At 56.4% G+C, this 15,135-nt stretch carries 17 protein-coding genes and 2 pseudogenes; 6 read left to right on the forward strand and 13 right to left on the reverse strand.

Annotated elements, in window-relative coordinates; all coding sequences use genetic code 11:
- Positions 1-168: 168 nt before the first annotated feature.
- The 4 genes from ACJ70B_RS19350 to ACJ70B_RS19365 form a co-directional block, all read right to left on the reverse strand.
- Positions 169-930 carry an MBL fold metallo-hydrolase gene (locus ACJ70B_RS19350; protein ID WP_408960632.1) on the reverse strand — a complete coding sequence of 254 codons (762 nt, stop codon included), beginning with the start codon at positions 928-930 and terminating at the stop codon, positions 169-171.
- 79 nt (positions 931-1,009) lie between these two features.
- Entirely contained in the window at positions 1,010-1,777 is a 768-nt protein-coding gene (locus tag ACJ70B_RS19355) for a helix-turn-helix domain-containing protein (protein WP_408960633.1), read from the reverse strand.
- 216 nt (positions 1,778-1,993) lie between these two features.
- Positions 1,994-2,362 carry a hypothetical protein gene (locus ACJ70B_RS19360; RefSeq protein ID WP_408960634.1) on the reverse strand — a complete coding sequence of 123 codons (369 nt, stop codon included), beginning with the start codon at positions 2,360-2,362 and terminating at the stop codon, positions 1,994-1,996.
- A complete protein-coding gene (locus ACJ70B_RS19365) occupies positions 2,359-3,309 on the reverse strand; it encodes a transcription initiation factor IIB (RefSeq protein ID WP_408960635.1) in 951 nt (316 codons plus the stop codon). Before ACJ70B_RS19365 ends, ACJ70B_RS19360 begins: the two co-directional genes overlap by 4 nt.
- A 310-nt stretch (positions 3,310-3,619) precedes the next feature.
- Here ACJ70B_RS19365 and ACJ70B_RS19370 point away from each other — a divergent pair, with 310 nt between their 5' ends.
- A complete protein-coding gene (locus tag ACJ70B_RS19370; protein ID WP_408960636.1) occupies positions 3,620-3,955 on the forward strand; it encodes a hypothetical protein in 336 nt (111 codons plus the stop codon).
- On the opposite strand, the gene ACJ70B_RS19375 is transcribed toward ACJ70B_RS19370, so the two are convergent.
- Both ACJ70B_RS19375 and ACJ70B_RS19380 read right to left on the reverse strand, forming a co-directional pair.
- Positions 3,952-4,455: an ArsR family transcriptional regulator gene (locus ACJ70B_RS19375; RefSeq protein ID WP_408960637.1), complete on the reverse strand. Its 504-nt coding sequence runs from the start codon at positions 4,453-4,455 to the stop codon at positions 3,952-3,954. The two genes, ACJ70B_RS19370 and ACJ70B_RS19375, sit on opposite strands and share 4 nt — an antisense overlap.
- Before the next feature lie 187 nt (positions 4,456-4,642).
- Entirely contained in the window at positions 4,643-5,206 is a 564-nt protein-coding gene (locus ACJ70B_RS19380; protein ID WP_408960638.1) for a hypothetical protein, read from the reverse strand.
- A gap of 401 nt (positions 5,207-5,607) precedes the next feature.
- On the opposite strand from ACJ70B_RS19380, the gene ACJ70B_RS19385 reads away from it, so the two are divergent.
- Both ACJ70B_RS19385 and ACJ70B_RS19390 read left to right on the forward strand, forming a co-directional pair.
- Complete coding sequence (locus tag ACJ70B_RS19385) at positions 5,608-5,778, forward strand: phosphotransferase (RefSeq protein ID WP_408960639.1); 171 nt, start codon at positions 5,608-5,610, stop codon at positions 5,776-5,778.
- A gap of 93 nt (positions 5,779-5,871) precedes the next feature.
- Positions 5,872-6,036: a hypothetical protein gene (locus ACJ70B_RS19390; protein WP_408960640.1), complete on the forward strand. Its 165-nt coding sequence runs from the start codon at positions 5,872-5,874 to the stop codon at positions 6,034-6,036.
- 48 nt (positions 6,037-6,084) lie between these two features.
- Here ACJ70B_RS19390 and ACJ70B_RS19395 read toward each other — a convergent pair whose 3' ends face one another.
- On the reverse strand, positions 6,085-7,011 hold the full coding sequence (locus ACJ70B_RS19395; RefSeq protein ID WP_408960641.1) for a complex I NDUFA9 subunit family protein: 927 nt from the start codon (positions 7,009-7,011) through the stop codon (positions 6,085-6,087).
- Positions 7,012-7,233: 222 nt separating this feature from the next.
- Between ACJ70B_RS19395 and ACJ70B_RS19400 the strand changes: the two genes are divergently transcribed.
- From ACJ70B_RS19400 to ACJ70B_RS19410, 3 genes and pseudogenes are all read left to right on the forward strand, one after another.
- Positions 7,234-7,620, forward strand: a complete 387-nt coding sequence (locus tag ACJ70B_RS19400) for a DUF302 domain-containing protein (RefSeq protein WP_408960642.1) — start codon at positions 7,234-7,236, stop codon at positions 7,618-7,620.
- Positions 7,617-7,880 (forward strand): hypothetical protein, encoded by a 264-nt coding sequence (locus ACJ70B_RS19405; RefSeq protein ID WP_408960643.1) that lies wholly within the window; start codon positions 7,617-7,619, stop codon positions 7,878-7,880. The genes ACJ70B_RS19400 and ACJ70B_RS19405 overlap by 4 nt, the downstream gene beginning before the upstream one ends.
- An 11-nt stretch (positions 7,881-7,891) precedes the next feature.
- Positions 7,892-7,996, forward strand: a pseudogene (locus ACJ70B_RS19410) (multicopper oxidase domain-containing protein); the annotation flags it as partial.
- 159 nt (positions 7,997-8,155) lie between these two features.
- On the opposite strand, the pseudogene ACJ70B_RS19415 reads toward ACJ70B_RS19410, so the two are convergent.
- From ACJ70B_RS19415 to ACJ70B_RS19440, 6 genes and pseudogenes are all read right to left on the reverse strand, one after another.
- A pseudogene (locus ACJ70B_RS19415) lies at positions 8,156-8,843 on the reverse strand (IS6 family transposase).
- A gap of 506 nt (positions 8,844-9,349) precedes the next feature.
- Positions 9,350-10,321 carry a hypothetical protein gene (locus tag ACJ70B_RS19420; RefSeq protein ID WP_408960644.1) on the reverse strand — a complete coding sequence of 324 codons (972 nt, stop codon included), beginning with the start codon at positions 10,319-10,321 and terminating at the stop codon, positions 9,350-9,352.
- Between the two features lie 632 nt (positions 10,322-10,953).
- Positions 10,954-12,150 carry a PQQ-binding-like beta-propeller repeat protein gene (locus ACJ70B_RS19425; RefSeq protein WP_408960645.1) on the reverse strand — a complete coding sequence of 399 codons (1,197 nt, stop codon included), beginning with the start codon at positions 12,148-12,150 and terminating at the stop codon, positions 10,954-10,956.
- Positions 12,151-12,521: 371 nt separating this feature from the next.
- The gene (locus tag ACJ70B_RS19430) at positions 12,522-13,319 is read right to left on the reverse strand and encodes a nucleotidyl transferase AbiEii/AbiGii toxin family protein (RefSeq protein WP_408960646.1); all 798 of its coding nucleotides are present in this window, start codon (positions 13,317-13,319) and stop codon (positions 12,522-12,524) included.
- A complete protein-coding gene (locus tag ACJ70B_RS19435; protein ID WP_408960647.1) occupies positions 13,316-14,149 on the reverse strand; it encodes a type IV toxin-antitoxin system AbiEi family antitoxin domain-containing protein in 834 nt (277 codons plus the stop codon). Before ACJ70B_RS19435 ends, ACJ70B_RS19430 begins: the two co-directional genes overlap by 4 nt.
- 586 nt (positions 14,150-14,735) lie before the next feature.
- Complete coding sequence (locus ACJ70B_RS19440) at positions 14,736-14,972, reverse strand: hypothetical protein (protein ID WP_408960648.1); 237 nt, start codon at positions 14,970-14,972, stop codon at positions 14,736-14,738.
- Positions 14,973-15,135: the final 163 nt, after the last annotated feature.

A 15,135-nucleotide genomic window follows, 5' to 3' on the forward strand; every position in this document is an offset into this window, starting at 1 on the left:
TATGTTTGTGGGTTAGATGACTATTCGTTGTCTGGTATCGCTGATGGAAACTACATGTGCTTATTGACGCTGACGATTCCGCTAATTATGGTAGATATTCTTCACAACATACTAACTACAGGTGGCCTACCTATCGTTCGGTACAGTTAGTATTCTGTAGGAATGTCGTTACAGGGAGATCTGCTCACCGTCCTCAGGGACAAGGACGTCTTCCGTCTCCGTTCGCAGTTCCTCACGAGAGAGCAGACAGTGATTGATGGCTTCCATATGGACAACTGCCACGGTCGCATCCGTGGCCTCCCGGACAGCCGTGATGTCCTCGACGCCCATCGTGATTGGTTCGCCCTGATCGAACTGTGCCGCCCCACCGTTGAGGACGACCATCTCTGGCTCGAACCGGTCGAGCGTTGCTTCTACTGGGTCGTACCAGATGGTGTCTCCAGCGATGTACAGCGTTTTCTCGCTCTCGAAGACGAACCCGGAGACTGGGTCCATCCCCTCAGCGAGTTCGCCATGGCCGTGCTGGCCCGGCGTCCGGTGAATCGTCACCCCATCGAACGAGGTCTTGTCCTCGACGGGTCGCACGTCGGTGAATCCTTCGTCATTGAACGCGTCTGCTTCCTCGGGCTGGCAGAACAGCGGTACGCCCGCATCGAGTTCCTCTTTGGCCGCCTCGTCCCAGTGGTCTGGGTGGCGGTGCGTAACGACCACGGCATCGTAGTCGAGATCGATGTCCGGCAGCGCCACTAACGGATTTCGTTTCTGATTCGCCGTCGTGAGGAATTCAGGCACCTCCGGACTGTCCGTCACCGTCGGATTCTCGCCCTGCGGCGTGAACATCGGGTCAACGAGGAAGGTGGTATCATCGACCGTCGCAAGCACCGTCGCGTTTCGCACGAGTTGGACGCTGATCTCAGAGTCGCTTGTCATACACCCCGTTCTTGGAGAGGTAGCCGATTACAACTTGTTTTGAAATATTCCAACTCCCTCGATTCGAGTGTGGTAGTAACTACTGGATGAATTCAATGTCTCCGAGGTCGAGAGCCGTGTCGATATTGACGGTCATCGAATCGGCGGCGAATTGTTCGGCGAGCCACGCCTCGGCCCGGTTAAGTCGGTACTGGAGCGTGGAACTTGGAACGCCGATTTCCTCGGCGATCTCGCTCACCGAGGCCTCTCGAGGTTCTTCGTAGTAGCCGTGGGTGAGTGCGGCTTCCAGCGCTGTCTTCTGCTCCGGCGTCAGGTCGTGCTGTGTCCGTCCATCTTCGAGCAGGCAGGGAGGTTCGCCGAGTCGTTCAACCGTCAGCGAGAGTCCGTCGCGGAGATTCGCTCGAATGTCGTCGTGGAAGGCTCCGAGCGAGCCGTCGGTGAGGAGGTGCCAGCGGAACTGGTCGCCGTGGCGTTCTGACCGCATTATCACTCCCTCACCGAGGTGGTTCGCGGCGGCGATTGGGATTGACCGTGGTTCGTCGTTTTCTCGCTGGAGCGAGTAGATTTTCCGTGACTCCGGGTTCGACGAGAGAATCTCGTACTGGTACTCTGTAATCGGCGCGCTGCACATCCCGACCAATCTCGAATCCCCGGCAGCCTGTTTGAGGCGGTTGTCGTACTCGTCGAGAACGGACGGTGGGCCGACGACCTTCTCGATGCCCCACATGGCCTCGCTGGTCGCTTGCACCTGCATAGATCGCGCGTACAAATCGGAGGACTCGATGAACGCATCCATCAACGGATCGGCCCCTCGCTCATACTCGATGGTGAAAACGACCTCGCGCATTGTGGGATAATCTCGCTCGTTGCGTATAACCACTCGGACTGGCTCCCACTCCAGAAACACTCTTCCGATTGATTAGCACATATAGTGAGTGGGTAGCTCACAGATTTTTGCGTGAAACAAATGGAATTATCTTGCTGAACATAGCCTCTATAGTCAGTATGCTGCTTCTGCCAGCTATTGGGGAGGTAGATCGGCGCTCTGGAAAGGCCTTCGTCACTACTTATCAATTTCCCACTGCTCCATTTCCGCAAAGAGTCCCTCGAGGAGAGCTAGCGCTTCGCGGCGAGCTGTAGCTCTGTTGACTGCCGCAGCATATGCTTCGTGGACGTCGATCGATAGTCTAGGAGCGTCACTGTAGCTGCCTGTGTGAGCTGAACGACCATATGGTAGTCCTAGAGTACGCACCTCCGGCTCGCCGTCTATCCCAATCCCGGACGCAAGCTGGGTATTAATTGTGCCGTCCGAGTAGGCCATCATACGAACGTCGTCGGAATCGATGTCGAGATCATTCACCACGTAGGCATGGAGACACTTTGCGAGTTGTTCCCGTTCGACTGATACCGCAGTAGCAATCTCGAGCGTCATTGTCCTCCCTCCTGTTCGTCGAGGAGATCGAGAAGCGCATCCCTGTGCTTTCGGATCGTTTTCGTCGACGTGTTGGCTACCGCTGCCAGTTCCTGCTGTGTGATCAAGCATCCGAGCTCTTGGCCCGCTCTGTACAGGCAGGCCGCAGCGAAGCCGTGTGGCTGATTTCCAGTCGTGATGCCGATGTCCTCTGCAAGTGCCGCTAACTTGAGTGCCCGATGCTGGATGTCGTTTGGAACTCCCAGGTCGGTTACGAGTCGTGGGAGAACGTTCTGGGGCCGTGGTACTGCAGTGGGCAGGTTGAGCTCAGTATTCATCGCCGAGTACGCACACTCGAGTTGTGCCCGGGAGCAGTTCGCTACCTGTCCGATTTCATCGAGGGTTCGTCCAAGGCCATTGCAACGACAGATCGCGTACACACTCGCTGCTGCGATTCCCTCGAGCGACCGTCCCTGACAGAGGTCTTCGTTTTGGGCCTGCCGAAAGAGCGTACACGCTTGTTCGCGAAGAGACTCTGATACCCCGAGTGCGCTCACAAGACGACGAACTTCGCCCAGACCGTAGGCGAGATTCCGCTCGCGTTTTGAGCGCCACTGGCTGCGTCGATGCTCTCGACGAAGGCGGTTGAGCTGTCGTCGTTTCCAGGCGGGGAGTGTATTCCCGTATCCATCCCTGCTCCAGCCGATTTCGGTTGAAAGTCCCCGGTCGTGGCGCCCGGCAGTGAGTGGGGCACCCGTTCGGCGTCGGCTCGAGTCCTCATCCGAAGCGATCCACTCTGGGCCACGGTCGAGTTGGTTCTCGTCGACGATCAACCCACACTCTTGACAGCGCGTTTCGCGATTCGCTGTGACGAGTTTCCCACTGCACTCCGGACACGACAGTGGTGATTGCGACTGGTGCGATGCATCTCGCGTAGAGCGACTGCTGACGGTCTGATCTGGAGCCATCGGTTTTCCGACGAGGCTGCTGACTGATCGCCCCGCCACCCCTCTTCGGGGCAACAAACCGTCTCGAGGATGCTACTACGTGTGACCGTGAGCGGAACCTAGCTGAAGGCAAACGCAGGTCGCAATTGGTCAACTATCCAATAATAGAAGCAGATGAATCGAATCCAACAGGGGTATGACCATCCCACTCGACAGCATGGACGGCACTGGGAAGTTCTCCTAATCGCTGTTCGATAACATCGAGTGGATGTGAGTCGATGAACCGGGTTGGCTGATGATCAACAGCCGATGATCCAGTATTCACTTGCAAATGAACTGGGCCGAGATCGTTGTGTATATCGTCTTGGTGCCAGCCAACCAGCAGACTTCGGTCGGGCTCAATCCAGTTGCACCAGTAGTGCTCGTATGGATCAGTTGTCTGGAGCTGAAATCCAATTTCGATTCGAGCCGTCGTTGTAGGGTACGTCTCGTCGTCGAGGAATTGACGTGGATCCGTATCACCGACAATGCGGTATGGACCCGCGTCACGTGGCTCGGCACGCCGCCGTCGAACGTTGTCGAATTCGGCAGTGAGTCGATTCTGGATACGGTCGTGCAGGCGCTTGCTCTGCAAGTTAGCCCGGTTAGCGAGAAAAACGACCATTAGGCAAATGTCGAGTGAGAGCCACTTCCGGGTGAGGAAAGGCCAACAACATCATCGTATAACTGGAGAGCGTGCTTCACGAGCCTAAGTTCCGTGTTGATTGCCTCCCAGGTTTCGACGACGTTGCGACGCTCACGAAGCTCCGCAGCCGACAGCTCTTCCCCAGCGAGTTGTTCCCGAAACTCAGTAAGCGAACTGACGTCGTATTCTGCAGCTAACTCCTCTTGTTCCGTCTTCAACTCCGTCAGCTGGCTTTCTAGTTCGTCACGCGAATACTCATCGATCAGGTCAGTTACTTCGTCGAAGAGCATTCGGACAGGGTTCAAGTCGTATGCTTTCGTCCCGTCAATCGTCGTTTCTCTGACCCAGTCGTCACTCTGCAGTCGCTGGAGTTCATCATCCGCTGTTGTGCGAGAGACCTCTGCCTGGTCTGCAATCTCTTGGACTGGTGCTGGTTCGTTAAGTAACTCTACGACGTGGCGGACCCGTTCACGCCCGCTCATGCTTTCCGTCCACGACCGCTGATCTGAGTCACCCATTCGTACTAGTAGTTGAATCCGCAATCTCAAATAATTTCGCTTGGGTCAATTATTCAAACCACCTTCCCCGGAGGATCGGATCCTACGGTGGATGAATTGGTTTGATAGTGTAACATCGTGGCTGAGTGCAGCGTCGGAATTCTCGAGACTCTTATCGTTGGAATGTCCCATCTGGACTGGGAACGAGTCCAGTTCGGATCTCGAGGTCGACACGGCGCAGATGCTTACAGCCGTCATCTGGATCGCGTTGTTCGAAATCAGGGCACGTGCACGTCTCTTCCTCGACGTCGACCTCGTATGTGCTCTCGCTTTCGCTGACGACTTCGTAGAGTGGTCCCGGGTGAGCGAAGTGGACGTCGATCCTTTCGTTGAGAGCACGGCGAGTTCGTGGCTCGTCAATCGAGTAGCCGCCGGCCTCGAGAGGAGTTGCTGGCTGTGGTTCCTCACAGGGGGTTGTGAACTCGTTGCGACGGTTGCGTTCGTGGCCGCAGTTCTTGCAGCGCCAGTAGCGGGTCCGATGCTCGTAACTGTCTGTGAGATCGATATCGTAGGGTGACGGCGCTTTGCCGGGAAGCCACTCATCGATCGCCACGAGTTCGTGTCCGTTCAGGCGGGCAGTATCGCCAGGATAATTCTGGGATCGGTCGTTGGTGAATTCGTCGTCAGTCGAACGCTCTCGATGCGTCTCGCTCTGAATCGGTCGGTCAGTACTCATCACTGATCTCGAGGCGGGCAGAACGCGCCTCACGCCTTCTGGCACACATAAACGATACAAGAAGTCGGCAGGAGAATTAGGACTCGGGCGTGTTCGTCCTCGGTGGTGAGGGAAGATTCAACATTCAGTCCGCCATACCTCGCGACGGCACCGCTCGACGGAACCCCGGCAAACGAGGATTAGGGGGCGGACGGCCGAGGCGAGGCAATTGCCCGCTACGTCGGCCGGGCAGTGGCAGGAATTTCTGCTGCTCGGTTCAATGACCATGGCCGAATTACCGGCGGGGATAGTGAACACCTCCACTACGACCCTGGACAGTGGAGTATAATTCTCGCCGACGCAATTGAGTGCGAAGCAACTGAGGTGCAGTATCCAGACAGATTCAACGAAGACCTAGATGCGTGGCAAACCTTCTCAGGAGCTATGCAGACGTCCTTGATGGCGCAGCAGCTCTCGTCCACCACGATGTCCGCCCCGAAAACGTCTTCCGGAACAGACAGTCGGGAGTTATTGACTGGGAGTGGGCGCTCGTCGGCGACCCAGGCCTCAGACTCTGCTGGGCTGAGGAGTAGGTGGCTAACCGGGCAGACGTACCCGAGAGTAGCCGGGAACGCCTCCGAACGTCGGTCTGTGACGGCTATCGTGAACAAGCCGAAGAACTACCCATGGAACTCAACCGCCGACGGCCGTTCTATCAGGTAGTGACGTTCCTCCCGAAGCCCAAAGCCCTCGATTTTTGGGCGTCTGATGCTCCACAGCCTACGCAGAACCTCACCGACTGGGTTCGAAGCGAACTTGACGACCGAATTGCGGTGGCTAAGGCTACCTAATGAGGTACGTCGAGACAATTTTCGTCTGGCCCAGACGCACTGGTTGGCTCAGTCGCTCGGAACGGGGCGCCGCTGCGGGCGGTGTCGCTGCTTGCCCCTTAGATACGCCGAGAGCGTTGTCAGGTTCGACTCGTCGTAGCCGAACGCGTTGACGTCGTTGTGGTCGGCGACGTTCGTCATCTTCAGGGCACGCGCCTGATTGACGCCGAGGGGAATCAAGGAAATCGGATCGACCGCGTACAGCGCGATCGTCGCCAGTCGCATCGGCACTGGAAGGATCTCTACCGATTTCCCGTCGGTCTCATAGAGCATCCGAGTAACTTCACCGAACGAGAGTACCTCCGGTCCACCAAGTTCGTAGACCTCGCCGTCGTAGGCGTCGTCCTCGATACCGTCCGCGAAAATGTCGACGCAGTCGCCGATCCAGATCGGCTGAAACTGTGGTCGGTCTCCGCCGTCCGGGAGCACCGTCACGTATGGCGTGGTGTGGCGCCTGACGAAAGTGAAGGTCTCGCTACCCTCGCCGAAGATGAACGACGGTCGGAAGACGATCCAGTCGAGGTCTGAGTAGCGGACCACTTCCTCGCCGAGGCCTTGTGTCCGCCAATAGGCGATGTCGCCGTTCGGGTCCGCTCCGAGCGAGCTCATCTCGATGAACTTCAAGACATCATGTTTTTCGGCGGCTTCGACGGCGTTGATCGATCCACCGATACAGACGCTGTCGTGGCTGGTCTCTCTGGGCGGTTGGTGCAACGGCGGTAGTGCCGCGAGGTTCACCGCGACATCTTGTCCCTCGAACGCGTCCTCGATCGAGTCGTAGTCGGTTACGTCGCCCTGCCGCAGGTCCACCTCGTCCGGCAGAACCGACGGGTCAGGTGTTCGCGAGAGCGAGGTGACGTCGTGGCCGCGGTCAAGGAGTTCGGAACAGAGGTGTCGGCCCACGAAGCCATCGCCGCCTGTTACGAGTACATTCATGTGTAGCAGCTACACCGACCATGGGCGTAAAACACCGGTCCACCCATTGATTAGCCACTAGGACGTGCAGCATATATTGCACGAATTCCACAAACATCTTAGTCTATCGATGTCTGCGGCAGTGTGGGTGGCTGAAATATGTGCCCTAGTAGTCTCTCAGAATGAATAGTCATCGGAGGGCACCCCAAACGAGTAATACGCTCTCGAGCCGTATTGTGGTGTATGGAATATACTACACAGACGAAGGTCGACGGTGAGTTCGACGCGGTCGTCGAGAAGACAGTCGACGCTCTCGAAGACGCAGGATTCGGCATTCTCAGCGACATCGATGTCCGGGCGACGTTCGAGAAGAAACTCAATGAGGAGTTCCGACAGTACCGCATCCTCGGCGCTTGCAACCCAGGGCTCGCCCGTCAGGGGCTCAACGCGGATCTCGAACTCGGCGCGCTGCTGCCATGCAACGTCGTCGTCTACGAGAGCGACGACGGCGACATCGTCGTGAGCGCCGTCAACCCCGAGCGCCTCCTGAGCATCGCCGACGATCCCGACCTCGACGCTGTTGCGGAGGATGCCGCCGACAGATTCGACCGCGTGCTGGGTGATCTGTGACGCCGCCGTCCAGCACCCACCGACGGTTCCTGCTATCGCTCAGTGCGGCCGGTGCGAGCGCTGTCGCAGGCTGTCTCGATCGGAACGGCGCGACCCAAGGGGACGACTACCAGTCGGTGCCCTCGCGAGACCCCGTCGACGCTCCCGCGGACGTGTCGACCGCGCTCACGGCGGTGCCGGCAACGGTGCAGCCAGGCGCCGACGCCTCGGCCGAGAACTGGCTGTACAACGGCGAGTTTCCCGGGCCCGAATCCGGGTGAGTAAGGGCAACGTGATCGAGACCGAGATTGCCAACGACGTCTCGGAAGGGACGACGATCCACTGGCATGGCGTACCGGTGCCCAACGCGATGGACGGTGTCCCGAACATCATCCAGCCGCTGATCTCGCCTGGCGAGACGTTCACCTACGAGTTCAGGACCGAACCCACAGGGATGTATTTCTTAATAGGTGTCGGCGGGGTCGGCATCAGCCTCTCACTGATTTACTGGTGTTTCCGGAAAGTTGGAATGGTATCTATAGGATGGTGGCACTGTCTAGTTCTGCACCTCCTCGGTCGGCGTCTTTCCGTTGAGAGCGTGGTGCGGTCTCTGGCGGTTGTAGTAGCATGAATTGTTCAAACCATTCGCGTGCGCTCGCCCGACTGCCCACCCACGAGGTATGGAATCGGTCAATTCACATTTTGAAGGTGTGAAACCACTTTTCGATCGGGTTTCTCTCGACATAGTCGAGCTGACCGCTCAACCCTACCCGAGAGAGGGCAGTCAGATACCTGTAGCCGTCGACGAGAAACTCGGTATCGGAGAGATCATATTTCTCGGCCAGTTGATGCAGGAACGCAGCGGCTGGATCGGTGTCTCGTCGTCCAAACACTGCGATATTGAGGATGAGTCTAGAGTCTAGGTCTATTGCAGTATACATCCAAGACCAGTCACCGTTAATCCTGACAGCGGTTTCATCAACCGCGACCCGCGACGGCTGCGCCGTCCTCAGAACGCTTTGCGTTCTGATGGGCCGCACGAGAGCGTGGCTCTCGTGGACGTCGGCGGGTCTGGGAGCTGTCAGCTAGCCGATGTACCCAGTGCCAGATTGCTTGATGAGAGCGTTCAACGCCGAGTGAGCGAAGAATTGCTTGTGTCTCTCGAAGCGAACAACCGTCCGCTCACGCTCCCAACATTCATCAAATTCCGCCGCGTAGCTCCCGCTGAGCAGGTCTGCGAGCATTGTTCCAAACTACCTCTACGACCTGCTCACTTCTCAAACTGCGCTAACTAGACGGTGCCATATTTATCGAAAAGACCTTGTTATAGTGATTGTTATTTACTGACACCTACCTATGGACGATATATCGATCACTCAGTTAGTAACTCTCTGGTTTGTTGTCCTTATATTCGTACAGACGGGTTCTGGAGGCGGTAGCGCAGTTAATATGATCATCGGGATAGTTGCTATTCTTCTTATGTATATTCTCCCACTCACCGTGGTCATTCTTACCGTTCTGCGACTGACCGATAACTAATTCAGTTGTACTTATCGCTGTCTTCGAAGACGGGGTTCGCGGACACCTGTTCGTTCGGACCGTCCTCTATCAGCGATTCTCGGGCCCACGGTGACGACTCGGCAGCACTAGCAAATTGCGTGGGCTTGCCGACAGCACTCCGCCATTACACCATTTGGATCGTGCTGTACCGCTGCATAACCGACTTCGGGCGTGTTGCCCACGCGCTGGCTCAGACGTGCGGACAATCCCGAGCGGTGTCCGTAAACGAGATGCTGACTTCGACGCCGTCTTCGAGGCGCATCCAGGCTGGCGGCTGGGCCACGGGGTTCTTGAGTTCGAGATCGTTGAGTACTCCTTCGTGGGTTTTCTCGAAGCCTGCGGTCTGGTACTTGTCGACGCCGCCGTCGACGTACCCGAAGGAACAGACGCCGGCATGGGTGTCGATCCGGTTCGACAGTAGATCATTTTCGCTCGACGGTCCAAAACGCTTCTCGACATCGCTGTCCCTTCCGTTGTAATCCATCGCGGCGATATGGTCTTGACTGGTGAAGTTGAACGACGCCGAACTCCACCCGGAACCAGGCCCGGTCGAGCCCGTCGGCCCAACGATGACGAGCTTCGCCGTTTCGCGGGTTCCCGACCCGGTGCCGACGAACTGGGAAATCTCGAATTCGGCCGTATCGTTGACACCCCATATGTCTCCGTGCTGGTCGACCCTGCATGTCTCGACACCCTCCTCGTAGGGCACCCCGACGACGTAGCCACCGTTACCGGTGATTTCGATCTGGCAGAACTTCTTCACGTCCGGCATTGGGCTGACCACTGGCTGAAAATTCTCCTCGATGAACTGTGCGCCGAACGCCGCCGGGCCGTCGTCGATCTCGACGCTCTCGAGGTCGTACGTATCGACGCCAATCACTGCCTTGCCGTTCTCGCTGTCGATCGACCCGTAGACGGTCGACCCATAGCTGTTACAAGAGCCGTCACTCGGCTCCTGTGCGACCGACGGGTCGACGTCGGACCCGAACTCGATGTCGAATGACGTCGACTCGTCCAGCGGAACGATCTCGATCTGGTAGGTCTTGTCCGTGGTCGCAGCGGCCGCGGACTGGCTGGCAATACCTATCCCTGCTCCGACTGTGAGGGCCGTGCCGGCACGCTTGAGGAACCGACGGCGACCACTCGGGCTGTTGTCACGCATTACATTATGGTATTACTGACTGTATATATTTAGTGAATGAGTTGCAAGTGATAAATTCTGATTTGGAAAGGTTTTAGTATGTAAACTAACATACGGCCCATGTTTTCTGAGCAAGACATACGTGTGAGAAAGCGGGCACCGGGCGTTCAGGCTCGACTATCGGTCGCACGGCTGCTGACCGGGACACGCTGTCTGCATACTCCGGCAAAAGCGCGTTCGTGAGAGCCGCGGTCCCTTCGTCCGACAGTGCTACGTATCCAGCGCGTAGTCAACGGTCACGTTCTGGACGAGCGCTGTCCCATCGGGCATTGGTGTAGTGCGTATTCTGTTGGTGGACACTGATTTCACTGCCATTGTGTCTCGTTCACCATCTTGCCGTCTATCGTTTTCTCTTATCTGGACAATACCGCAGATTCACTCTGCCAGTAACTGATACCGCAAGCGATCGGTGAACCTCTCTACCCCACATCGAAGTGGATCTATTCTTCATTATCATCAGTGAATTTGTTGAGTTCAGTAGCGATCTCGTTAACGAGATGGAAGACCAGGTCTTCACTGTCGTGCCCAGCAGTTTCGGCGTGCAGGCTAGAAACTGTGCATCTCCCCCGATTGGTCGTCCGCTGTCTCGTCGATCAGTCTTCGTCCGCAACTCTACGTCGACGGTCCATGAGTGCACCGGCGATTCCGGCCAGCGCCGCCGCTGGTCCAAATCCGCTGGCGCCATCGCTAGACTGTGACGACGAGTCGGCTGCGTCAGTACTCCTTGATACGTTTCCCTCTGTCTCGTTCGTTGCGGAGGATTGTGTCTGTCGCTCCGACGTCGACTGATTCGATGTCTCCGTCTCGGAGGGGGTCTCGCTCGCCTCGGCACCGTGGGCGAGTGCCGTGATCGTGTTGTCGGTAGGTACGTACACGACTCCGTCGACGACTGCCGGCACCTTGGGTTTCTGAAGCGAGGCCGTCCAGCGGATATCGCCGTTCGACGCGTCGACCGCGACCAGTTGGTCAGCGCCCCCGACGAGGACGACGCCGTTCACGACGATCGGACGATCGGTCGCCCCTTCAACTTGGGTCGTCCAACGCTCTTTGCCACTCGAGGCGTCGAGGGCGATCAGGGCGCCGCCGGCATCCTTGACGTAGACGCTGTTGCCAGCCGGCGTCACCGTGGAGATCTCACCGGTCGTTCCGCCGTATCGCCATCGTACCGAGCCAGTTGCGACATCGAACGCGTTGATGATCGAAAGATCAGCAGCACCGGAACGATCACCAGTAACGGAGAGGTAGACGGTATCGTTATCGACAGCTGGGGCCTTGAGTTTCGATCCGTTAAGGCTCTCGTAGTGCCAGAGGTCACTTCCATCCTCGGCGGACCGAGCAAAGAAGTTACCGATGGTATCAGGGACGAAGACACGACCGTCAGCGACAGCCGGACTTCGTGGAACCCCGCTCGGTCCGAATTGCCAGTGCTTCGTTCCAGTGTCGACGTCGAACTTGAAGAGGTCGTTTCCTGGGACGTATACGCTATCGCCGGCGACCGTCGCAGCGTCCGGTCTCGGGATAGTTCCGCGGGGCTGGTGCCATTGCTTGGTCCCGTCGGTTGTGTTCACTGCGTAGAATGTCTGCCCAGACTCGACGAGTACGAGACCGTTCGCCACGGCAGGCGTCGTTTCGACGTCGTTAGTGAATCCAGCTTGCCAACGCTGGCTGCCGTCGCTCGTCCGTAGTGCGTAGAGGTCCTCCCCACCGACGTAGACGGTTCCGTCGACGACGGGCGCGCTATCCGGAAGAGCGAGCGGACTCAGTCCCTCTGAGTCCTCGAAGCGCTTCACCCACTTCCGGCCGACCGATTTCGTCGGGATAGAGTGGCCGAGCGCGTATCCCGAGTTCAGTTGATCGAACCCGGATTGCGGCCAGTTTTCCGCGCCGTCCGTTCTTTCTGGGCGCTCGCCGCACCGACCATACTACCGAGTCCTATACTCGCAACGCCGCGGAGAACGTGGCGGCGCGATACTGGTCGTTGCACGGACTGAGTGCAATCGTGACAAATGGTAAATGTGTCGATTGATTAGCTAGTACCACCCGAACTGGTTGGACTCTGGCTGGTGCCTCTCCTGTAGTCCAACGCCGGAAAGATAACCAAGTCCGGTCAGAGAGCTTTTCTGCATTTTGCTACTGAGAATGCTCGTCTGATGAATAGCCATCAACTCTCTGTCAGGGAATCGATGTAGTCCTCGAGCCTCTCGTAGACGGAATCGAACTCAGGGAGGTCGGAAACTAGATCCGGGAGCGTATTCTGCCAACCATTACGGATTTCAGCGCGCTTCTCGCTCGGAAGCCCTTCCTCGAGGTGGATATCCAGATCGTCGTGATCGCATTTCTTGGTGAACGCTGGCACGATGACGGAATCGTTGACTTCAGCTTCTGTGATCATCCGATAGAGGTCGTAGTAGTCACGCGCTTGTGATCGCTGGTAGAGCGCTCGCAATTTCTCTGCGAAGATTTCTTCGAGGCTGTACGCAGTCAACGTGAATTCGGGCGTATCCTCATACTGGTGGGTGTGGTCTACTGAATCAAACGCTACGTACTCGTCAATCATGACGTCCAAACTCGTCGTATTCCTGTGGCCAAGAACGGCGTTGTACTGGATGTCGATGTCGACGTAATGAGTTGGATACCCCTCGTTCCGTAACTCGCGATGTTGAGTTACCTCGAAGTCGATTCCGGACCGCCTTGCTGCGTCGTTCAACGCAGTCGCTAGCTCTTCCTCGCTGCCTTGGTAGTTTCCTTCGACACCGAGGTCGAGGTCCTCTGAATACCGCCACGTCTCTGGGAAGTAGAGCTTGCTAAGAGCGGTGCCGCCCTTGAACAGCAGATTATCTCCATACGAACTCGTATAGATCGCCCATAGAATCCACGAGTTGACGTAGTTCTTCTCCGCGTAACCCAGACGGACGTCTAGTTCTCTTGCTAACTGTCTCAGGCGTGTATCGGTAATCATGCGAAATCGTCCGGAAGAAATGTCTCAGGCCCCACGTTCAGACGCAGCTGGTACTTACTGTCCCGGGTGCCCGTCGCTTCTCGAGTCGGATCGAGAAGTGGATATCCGGTCGTGAAATCCTCGACGAGATCCCAGTACTCCGGGAGATCGATGTCGAGCTGGTCTGCGAGGTATACGATGCGTTTCGTTGCAGCACCATTCCCGACTCGACGGAGATATCCCACGACCGTTTCCCACGAACACCGCTTCTCGGTCGCGTTTTGCATCGCCTTGGCGAGTTCACTTACACCTCCGCAGAACTCGGGATGATCAGCACAGTCAACTAGCGTCTTTTCGATACTGGCGATGTTCACCTGCGCCGATCCGACTGCCGTCGGCTGATATCCAAAGAATTTCTGCTCAGTGACCGACACCGGCCGATACTCGACGCCGTGAATCTCACGCGTCGCTGCGCGTTTCGTCGTTACGAGGTATACCGTCCGCGACATCTGCTCCGTGAGACCGTGATGATTCATCGCGCTCCAATACCCGATGTACATCGGTTCCACGAGTGCCGAAGCGATGACGAACTCGTGTTCCGTGTAAACCGCATTCTCTCCAGCCGAAAGTGGCAAGATAAGATATTTTCCCTGAGAGAGGCGCTCCAGCCATCCTTTCTCCTTGAGAGAATACGCCATGTCCTTGGCTGATTTCCGAGAAATTTCTAGCGTATCCTCGACGTCGCCGATAGTGATGACTTGTTGCCCCTCGCTCGCGAGTCGCGAGAGAGCTTGAGATTCACGCGTCGATAGACTCTTTCTTTGAGTCTCTGATTCGTTTGTCGATCCCATGGCCGCTCAGCGTACATAGAGTCTAAATCCGTTCGGAAAATAAAGGTACTCATTGAGTGTCCTCGTTTCTAAAGTCGACTACACAGTCGCTCAGAGTACATAGACTCTAAAAGAAATCAGAAATATTCTATTTACTACAGCGGTCTGGGACTAACTGGCGCTTTCTACGCACCAGTGAAGGAGTCGATTTAGGAAGAGACAGATTTCAGACCCAGAGAGAATGAGCTGGCGGTCGTACCTTCGTCGAAGTGGTCATCTTGTGTGGACTCTGATTAATCCGTCTCCAATAATTGACTGCTATTTCGTACGTCTTTGAGAGTAAGCATATCTTCTACTGTAGTGAGTACAACGGAAACGGATTGCACTAAGCGTAGTTGCGTGCGAAAGACCTTTTCCCTATAGGGATCGAACTTTCTGAAAGACTGTGGAAATGAGGCAAGATAGTGAGAAATTCACTTGAGGACTCATCATCAAAGCTGCGAGGAGAACTGACCTCTCCGACTAAAACAGCTCCTTCCATTCGGGAGGCTACGCGGAAGGTAGGCTGATAAGTTGTTTTCCAACAAAGCAGTCTCCTGGGAGACGACTATCTGTAGTGCTCAACAGACTGCGGGGAGCCGTTCCTCGGTTTCCGCTTCAAGAGGTACGCTATTCCGACAATCACCGCGCCGATAATAGGTGGGATAAACATCCCGATAAAGAACCCGACAGCCCACATCTCGGCAGACTCCATATCCCGCTTTTGACCATCGGAATAGATCCATGCAGCACCGAGGAGAGCAAGCAAAATTGCCACCGGCCATGAAAGTACGATCTGGACCATGTTTTAACATCAGTTCTCCCCCACATATTCCTGTTGGATATGAAATTTGAATTGGCCGAGATCTTGTCCGAATCCAAACGGCTCTTGGTATCTCTGTAGTGAAATCTCGAGCGTCACCGTGATCACCCCGTGTTTGCGAAGAAAAACGCCTGACGTAACGGAT

Source organism: Natrinema sp. 74 (assembly GCF_046097095.1).
GTDB lineage: Archaea > Halobacteriota > Halobacteria > Halobacteriales > Natrialbaceae > Natrinema.